The organism is Streptomyces sp. NPDC050704 (assembly GCF_040654355.1).
Lineage (GTDB): Bacteria > Actinomycetota > Actinomycetes > Streptomycetales > Streptomycetaceae > Streptomyces.
On the sequence record NZ_JBFAHW010000069.1, the window covers coordinates 47,959 to 55,138 of the forward strand.

The window sequence follows — 7,180 nt, forward strand, 5'->3', positions numbered from 1 at the left end:
TGCCTACCGGGCCACTAGCAGTCCTGGCCGCTGTTGATGCAGTCGACCACCTGGTTCATCGTGTTCTCGTCGAAGAAGTTGATGAAGTCGTTGTGGTCGGTGATCGGCTTGTGCAGCTCTGTCGGGAAGCCGTCCACCGCGAACGGGTTCACGACTTGTCCGTTCTCGATCTGCGGGGCCGGAACGTCGTAGACCAGACGGGCCTGGAGCTGGGGGATGGCCTGGAAGCCGTTGGCGCAGGTGCCGTCCTCCTGTACGAAGGCCACGTGCGTGCGGTGGTTGGCGCTGTCGATGTTCTGGCCGTCCCAGCAGCTCTGGAAGTTGGACGTCCGCACCACGGAGCTGCCCTCGGGGCAGATCGGGTACTTGTCCGTCAGCTGCCGGTCCTCGAAGCCGGTGCAGCTCCAGTTCGTGTTGGCGTTGGCCAGGCCGTTGGTGAAGGCCTTGGCGTCACCGGTGATGATGCGCAGGGCCTGCGGCATCGCGACGACATCGCCCGCCTTGTTGCCGACGAACTTCAGCTCCGCCTCGGTGGCTTCCTGGATCGGGCCGATGTTGCCTTCCGCACCACCGCCGAGGTCGTTCGCGTCGAACTCGTCCTCACCGTTCTGCAGACGCAGCACCGGCCAGTAGTACGACGACTTGTCGCCCTGGTTCTCGCAGCTGGTGTCGGCCTGGAGGAACTGCTCGTCGCTGGTGAAGGCGTTGTTGTCCTGGTTGCCGACGTAGTCGTGCGTGTGCTGCGCACCGTTGTCGACACCCGGAGCGACGATCACGTTGTCCGAGTTGTGGTTGTCGTTCCCGTTGGTGCCACAGCTCGTGGTAAAGCTGCCCGTCGAACCGGTGTCGCCGTTCGCGGGGAGCCCGTTGGCACCCACGCCCTTGGCGCCGCCGTTCGGCTGGACCTGGGTGATGTCCTGGAAGTCGGCCGCCACCGGGCCGCCCTCCTGAACCTGGCCCTGACCGTCGCCCTGGTCCTGGCCTTGGTCCTGCCCCTGGTCCTGACCGTCGCCCTGGTCCTGACCCTGGTCCTGGCCTTGGTCCTGACCGTCGCCCTGGTTCTGACCCTCACCGGCGGCGGGCTGGTCGACCGCCACACCTTCACACCCGGCGAGCTGGTCGGCACCCTGGGGAGCCTGACCGCCCGCGCGCTTGATGTTGATGTTGATCCGGTCGATGGTGGCCGTCCGCTTGGACTTCAGCGGGCCGAGGATGGCGTTGTTGACGTAGCCGGGGTCCCCCGCCTGGGCCTGGCGAGTGTCCGCGAGGCGCTTGTAGGCCTCCGTGACCTGCTGGTCGAGCTTCGCCAGCTCCTGGTCTACACCGGAGCGTGCGCCGTCCGGCACATCCGTCAGCTGCTGGCCGACGTCCGGGCATTTGATCGTGGCCACTCCTGAGGCCGCGGTTGTCTGTGCGTTCCGCGTCGAGTTGTTGTCGGTCTCGTTCGCGGACGCGTACATATTGGCCGCAAGCAGTCCGCCGCCGCCCAGCGCGAGAGCCGCCGAAGCGGCTATCGCCCGGTTGGCGAGCGTGGAGCGGCGTTTACGGTTTGTGCGTCCCATGGAACTCCTCTGGCTTCCTTGCGGGGCATTGAGGCGCCCGACAGGAGGTGAAGCGGCTCCGTTCAATACGGAGGAGGTTCCTGGGGCGTTCAGAGGCCTCAGAAATTGATGAGAGTTCCGTGGAGCAATTGTGGCGCAAGGGACCCAGAAGCCCCTGAAGCAACGGCATTTGAGGGGCAACTATTGAATAACGTTCAGTGAAAGGCGATCACCGGTGCGGCCTTCGGTGCCTTTTCAGCTGCCCTGGTTCAAATAGGCGAGAACGGCCAGAACGCGACGGTTGTCGTCGTCCGAGACCTCCAGGCCGAGCTTCGCGAAGATGTTGGAGGTGTGCTTCGCGATCGCCCGCTCCGTGACCACCAGTTGGCCCGCGATCGCCGCATTCGACCTGCCCTGCGCCATCAGGTCCAAAACCTCCACCTCGCGCGGAGTCAGCCCGCCCAGCGGCCGGCCGTCCCCCTGCCGCCGCGCCAGCAGCTGCTGGATGACCTGTGGATCCATCGCGGTACCGCCGGCCGCGACCCGGCGCACGGCATCGATGAACTGCTCGGCGTCGAACACCCGGTCCTTGAGCAGATAGCCGACCCCGCCGGTCCCGTCGGCGAGCAGCTCACGCGCGTACAACTGCTCCACGTGCTGCGACAGGACGAGCACCGGAAGACCGGGTCTCGCCCGGCGGGCCGCCAGCGCGCACTGCAGCCCCTCGTCCGTGTGCGAGGGCGGCAGGCGTACGTCGACCACGGCGACGTCCGGATTCAACTCGGCGAGGGCCCTGGTGAGTTCGGGCCCGGTCTCGACGGCTGCGGCGATCTCGAAGTCGTACGCCTCCAGCATCCGGACCAGGCCGTCGCGCAGCAGGAAGAGGTCTTCGGCTAGGACAACTCGCAAGGGATCTCCATGGTCACCATGGTGGGACCGCCCGCGGGGCTGCTGACGGCCAGGATGCCGTCGAATGTACCGAGTCGCCGCTTGACTCCGGAAAGTCCCGACCCCGCGCCGATGGCCGCGCCCCCCGTGCCGTTGTCGGTGACGGCGATCCGCAGCATGCCGCCGTCCTGCCGGGAGCCGGGTTCCCCGGTGTGGTGCATGTCGACCCAGATGCGGTCGGCGCCGGAGTGCTTGACCGCGTTGGTGAGGATCTCACTGACGGCGAAGTACGCGGCGGCCTCCACGGGCTCCCCGAGCCGCCCGGGCAGGTCCACGTCCACCTCCGTGCCGATCGGCATCCGCAGCGCCAACGCCCGTACGGCGTCGCCGAGTCCGCGCTCGGCGAGCACGGGCGGGTGGATGCCGCGTACCAGGTCGCGCAGTTCGGTGAGCGCGTCGGCGGAGGACTTGCGGGCCTGGGCGAGCAGTTGCCTGGCCTTCGCCGGGTCCTTCTCGATCAGGGCCTCGATGGTGCCGAGATCCATGCCCATGGCGACCAGCCGGGCCTGCGCGCCGTCGTGCAGGTCCCGTTCGATACGCCGCAGTTCGGCCGCCGAGGTGTCGACGGCGTCGCGCCGCGTCTCGGTGAGCACCCGGACCCGCTCGGCGAGTTCGCCCTGCCCGGACGCGAGGACGGACCGGGTCAGCAGGAAGTGGACCCGCAGCAGGAAGGGTGCCGTGTAGTAGCCCGCGACGAGCAGTGCGGCGCCCAGCGCGGCCGCGGCCAGCGCCGTGCCCTGCCCGCCGACCGGCACGAACCCGTACCACCAGCCGACGCGCGTGCCGTCCGTGAAGACCCGCCACAGCCCGGCACCCAGGGCGAACCCCTCGAAGGGATAGAGGAGCAGCAGGGCCGGCAGCAGGGCGGTGACGAAACCCGCGGTCATGTCGACGGGCAGCCACATGAGGTCCCGCCAGGTCGCCGGATCACGGAGCAGGTGGAAGCACCGCGTCCACAGGTTGGCGCCCTTCGGGACCGGCCGGTACGCGGGCGGGATCCGCACCCCGCTCCACTCGGCCGCCAGTAGGCGCCGCAGGTTCGCGAGGCCCCGCACGCCCGCGAGTACCCACGGCGTCGTGACGATGCCGATGCCCACGGGCACCAGGACGAGCGACACGATGGTCAGCACGAAGAGGGTGATCGAACCGGCCGGCACCAGGACCGACAGCAGCAGCGCCCGGGCTCCGGCCAGTACGAAGGCACGCGTCCTTGTACGGATGTCCGTACGGATGTCCGGGTCCGCGGTGTCCGCGCTCATCGTCTCCATGACCTCAGTCTCACCGAACCGTCCGGCGCGGTCACTGGGCCAGGCACCCGGAGGGGGGTGTTGCCAGCCGCACCCCCGGGGGACCTGGATGTACCCAGTACCTATCCGCCCAGGACCTTCGCCTCCACCGCCGGGTCGAGTCCGACCGCCGGGCGGTCGGGGCGCTGGGGCGCGGTTCCGACGTCCTGGAGCCAGCGCCAGGTGTCGGCCACGGTTTCGGAGACCGGCCGGCACCGGAGTCCCGCCGCCACGGCCCGCGAGACGTCCGCGCTGTGGAGGGCCCCGTGCAACTCGCTCCCCGGCGGCACCCACACCGGGAGCTGCGTCCACGGCTCGATCCCGGCCTGGAGAATCACTTCGGGCTCGGTCCAGCGAAGCTCGGCCCCGCCGCCGGTGACGCGCACGCACGCGTCGAGGAGTGCCCCCGTCGTCGTATGCCCCTGCGGGCTGATGAGGTTGTACGCCCCGCTCGCCGCCCCTTCCACCGCCCCGAGCATCCACTCGGCGAGGTCGCGGACGTCGACGTACTGGAGCGGAAGGTCCCGGGGCCCGGGCGCCAGGACGGGTCCGCCGCGGGCGATCCGGGTCAGCCACCACGGCAGCCGCCCGATGTTCTCGTACGGCCCGAGGATCAGCCCGGACCGCACGAGGACGGACCGCTCCGGGCCGAAGGACTCCAGTACGGCCAGTTCGCCCCCGCACTTGTCCCGCGCGTAGTCGGTCTGCTCCGCGCCCGCCGAGGCCCCCTCCACCAGGGGAGCGTCCTCGGTGTAACCGGCGGCCGGCGGCCACGCGTACACGGAACAGCTCGACACGTACACGTACCGCCGGACCCGGTCCGCCAGCAGCCGTGCGGCATCCTGTACCGCCCGCGGCGCCGCCGACCAGGTGTCGACCACGGCGTCCCACTCGCCCTCGGCTCCGGCGAGCGCCGTGAGCTCCGCGAGCCCGTCGGGGGCGGTGCGGTCGCCGTGCAGGGACCGCACCCCGGCCGGCGGCGCGTGCCGCCCCCGGTGGAAGACCGTCACGTCCCAGTCGCGGGCGAGGGCCGCCTCCACGACCGCCCGCCCCGCGAACTCCGTACCACCCAGCACCAGAAGTCTCATACGGGTGACTCTGCACGGAACGCCCCGCCGACGGAACCGGATTCTGCTGCCAGGCAAACCGTTCCGCGCCGGAACCAATCCGGCAGGCAGGCCGCAGAAGGCCTCAACGCCCGGACGGTGGCGCGTACTTGTACCCGACCCGGCGCACCGTCTGGATCGTCTGCCGGTGCTCCCTGCCGAGCTTGCGCCGCAGCCGGGCGATGTGGACGTCGACCGTGCGCCCGTCGCCCACGTGCCCGTAGCCCCACACGGTGGTGACCAGCTGGTCGCGGGTGTGCACCCGGTGCGGACGCGCCACGAGATGCGCGAGCAGCTCGAACTCCAGGTAGGTGAGGTCGAGCGGCCGCCCGTCGACCTCGGCGGTGCGCCGCACGGTGTCTACGCGTACGAGGGAGTCGTCGTCCTCGGATTCCGCCGGGCCCGCGTCCGGCACGGCGACCGGCAGGAGGGGCTGCTGGTCGGCCGGTACGAGGACCAGGTAGCCGATCATCGGCGGCCGGCCCGGCAGCGTGGGAAGCGTGTGCGGGGGAGCGGGCAGCCAGGTGGCGCCCGGCGGCAGGAAGTCCGTGACGTCCACCGCCTCGTCCCGGTCGACGGCACGCAGCCGGTGGCGTGCCGGAGCCGTGACGGGGGAGGAGGTGACAGCGGAGAAGGAACGGGTGTTCGCCATGAGAGGTCAGCTCTTTCGCGCGAGAGGTCGTCGGGGGACGTACGTCGTGCGCGCTGGCCGAAGGCCGGGATGTACGGCGTTAGAGGGCCGGCGCGTTCGTCGCGCGGCAACACTCCCGGTCGAAGTCATGATGCTGACGGGAAGGCCAGAAGGGCTCCAGGTCATGACGACCTGTCGCGAGGTACCTCCGGAAGCCAGCCATGCCCCCATTGAAGCAGACCCTGAACAGCGACAGCAGCCTCTTCTCACTGGCCGGACACGGACTCCCCAGGGGCGCGGGGCTGTGACATGTGCGGCTCCGCCGCGTGGGCGCGACCAGCCCCCACCTACCCGCACGCGCCCATGCACCCGACGCCACCCCCGATCGCACGCAGAAGGGGCGCCCACCGCATAGGCGGGCGCCCCTTCACAGAGAACGGGAAACTCAGACCTGCCCAGCCTTGTCGAGCGCCGTGCAGCACGTGTCGACGATGAGCCGCGTCACCACATACGGGTCGACGTTCGCGTTCGGACGGCGGTCCTCGATGTAACCCTTGCCGTCCTTCTCCACCTGCCACGGGATACGCACCGAGGCACCACGGTTGGAGACACCGTACGAGTACTCGTTCCACGGGGCGGTCTCGTGCAGACCGGTCAGGCGGTCGTCGATGCCGGCGCCGTAGTTCTTGACGTGGTCCATGGGCTTGGAGCCCTCGCCCAGCGACTCACAGGCGGTGATGATGGCGTCGTAGCCCTCGCGCATCGCCTTCGTGGAGAAGTTGGTGTGCGCGCCGGCGCCGTTCCAGTCGCCCTTGACCGGCTTCGGGTCGAGGGTCGCGGAGACGTCGAAGTCCTCGGCGGTGCGGTAGAGCAGCCAGCGGGCCATCCACAGCTGGTCGGAGACCTCCAGCGGGGAGACCGGGCCGACCTGGAACTCCCACTGGCCGGGCATGACCTCGGCGTTGATGCCGGAGATGGCCAGACCCGCCTTGAGGCAGTTCTCCAGGTGCGCCTCGACGATGTCGCGGCCGAAGATCTCGTCCGAACCGACACCGCAGTAGTAGCCGCCCTGCGCGGCCGGGAAGCCGCCCTCGGGGAAGCCGAGCGGGCGCGAGCCCTTGAAGAAGGTGTACTCCTGCTCGATGCCGAAGATCGGCTCCTGCGCGGCGAACTTGTCCGAGACCTCGGTGAGCGCGGCACGCGTGTTGGACTCGTGCGGCGTCATGTCGATGTTCAGGACCTCGCACATGACGAGGACGTCGTCGCCGCCGCGGATCGGGTCCGGGTAGGAGGCGACCGGCTTGAGCACGCGGTCGGAGGCGTGACCCTCGGCCTGGTTCGTGGAGGACCCGTCGAAGCCCCAGATCGGCAGCTCGGCACCCTTGGCGTCGTCGCCCAGTATCTTCGTCTTCGAACGGAGCTTGGCCGTCGGCTCGGTGCCGTCGATCCAGATGTACTCAGCCTTGAAGGTCACGGGCCTCATCCTTCGGGGTGGGTCTCTAGGCGCACTTGCGGGTGCTGCGGCGCTGCGGCACTGGGGCGCCGCGGGGGATACCGGGCAGCCTGTCAACATGCATCGCCGTGGCCGCGAAGAACGTCGACACGAGGGAACACGATCTTGTCGACGCGGACGACTACTTCCAGTACCACGGTGGGATGGTCGCGATG

Annotated in this window: 7 protein-coding genes; 1 reads left to right on the top strand and 6 read right to left on the bottom strand. The window is 69.6% G+C overall.

All coding sequences use genetic code 11. The features are described from left to right. Positions 1-14 precede the first annotated feature (14 nt). The 6 genes from AB0I18_RS33135 to glnII form a co-directional block, all read right to left on the bottom strand. A complete protein-coding gene (locus tag AB0I18_RS33135) occupies positions 15-1,562 on the bottom strand; it encodes a DUF1996 domain-containing protein (RefSeq protein ID WP_363109344.1) in 1,548 nt (515 codons plus the stop codon). 234 nt (positions 1,563-1,796) lie between these two features. Then, on the bottom strand, positions 1,797-2,450 hold the full coding sequence (locus tag AB0I18_RS33140) for a response regulator transcription factor (protein ID WP_363109345.1): 654 nt from the start codon (positions 2,448-2,450) through the stop codon (positions 1,797-1,799). Continuing rightward, positions 2,435-3,748 (bottom strand): sensor domain-containing protein, encoded by a 1,314-nt coding sequence (locus AB0I18_RS33145; RefSeq protein ID WP_363109351.1) that lies wholly within the window; start codon positions 3,746-3,748, stop codon positions 2,435-2,437. Before AB0I18_RS33145 ends, AB0I18_RS33140 begins: the two co-directional genes overlap by 16 nt. A 110-nt stretch (positions 3,749-3,858) precedes the next feature. Continuing rightward, a complete protein-coding gene (locus AB0I18_RS33150; protein ID WP_363109346.1) occupies positions 3,859-4,863 on the bottom strand; it encodes an SDR family oxidoreductase in 1,005 nt (334 codons plus the stop codon). A 103-nt stretch (positions 4,864-4,966) separates the two neighbouring features. After that, positions 4,967-5,533, bottom strand: coding sequence for a winged helix-turn-helix domain-containing protein (locus AB0I18_RS33155; protein WP_363109347.1), 567 nt, complete (start codon positions 5,531-5,533; stop codon positions 4,967-4,969). Between the two features lie 424 nt (positions 5,534-5,957). Continuing rightward, on the bottom strand, positions 5,958-6,986 hold the full coding sequence (gene glnII, locus AB0I18_RS33160) for a glutamine synthetase (protein ID WP_363109348.1): 1,029 nt from the start codon (positions 6,984-6,986) through the stop codon (positions 5,958-5,960). A 107-nt stretch (positions 6,987-7,093) separates the two neighbouring features. Here glnII and AB0I18_RS33165 point away from each other — a divergent pair. Further along, positions 7,094-7,180 (top strand): cobaltochelatase subunit CobN (locus tag AB0I18_RS33165; protein WP_363109352.1); only part of this gene is annotated, 87 nt, incomplete at its 3' end.

Coding starts and splice junctions, on each gene's coding strand:
- AB0I18_RS33135 (WP_363109344.1), bottom strand. CDS start 1,562: ATGGGACGCACAAACCGTAAACGCCGCTCCACGCTCGCCAACCGGGCG.
- AB0I18_RS33145 (WP_363109351.1), bottom strand. CDS start 3,748: ATGAGCGCGGACACCGCGGACCCGGACATCCGTACGGACATCCGTACA.
- AB0I18_RS33150 (WP_363109346.1), bottom strand. CDS start 4,863: ATGAGACTTCTGGTGCTGGGTGGTACGGAGTTCGCGGGGCGGGCGGTC.
- AB0I18_RS33155 (WP_363109347.1), bottom strand. CDS start 5,533: ATGGCGAACACCCGTTCCTTCTCCGCTGTCACCTCCTCCCCCGTCACG.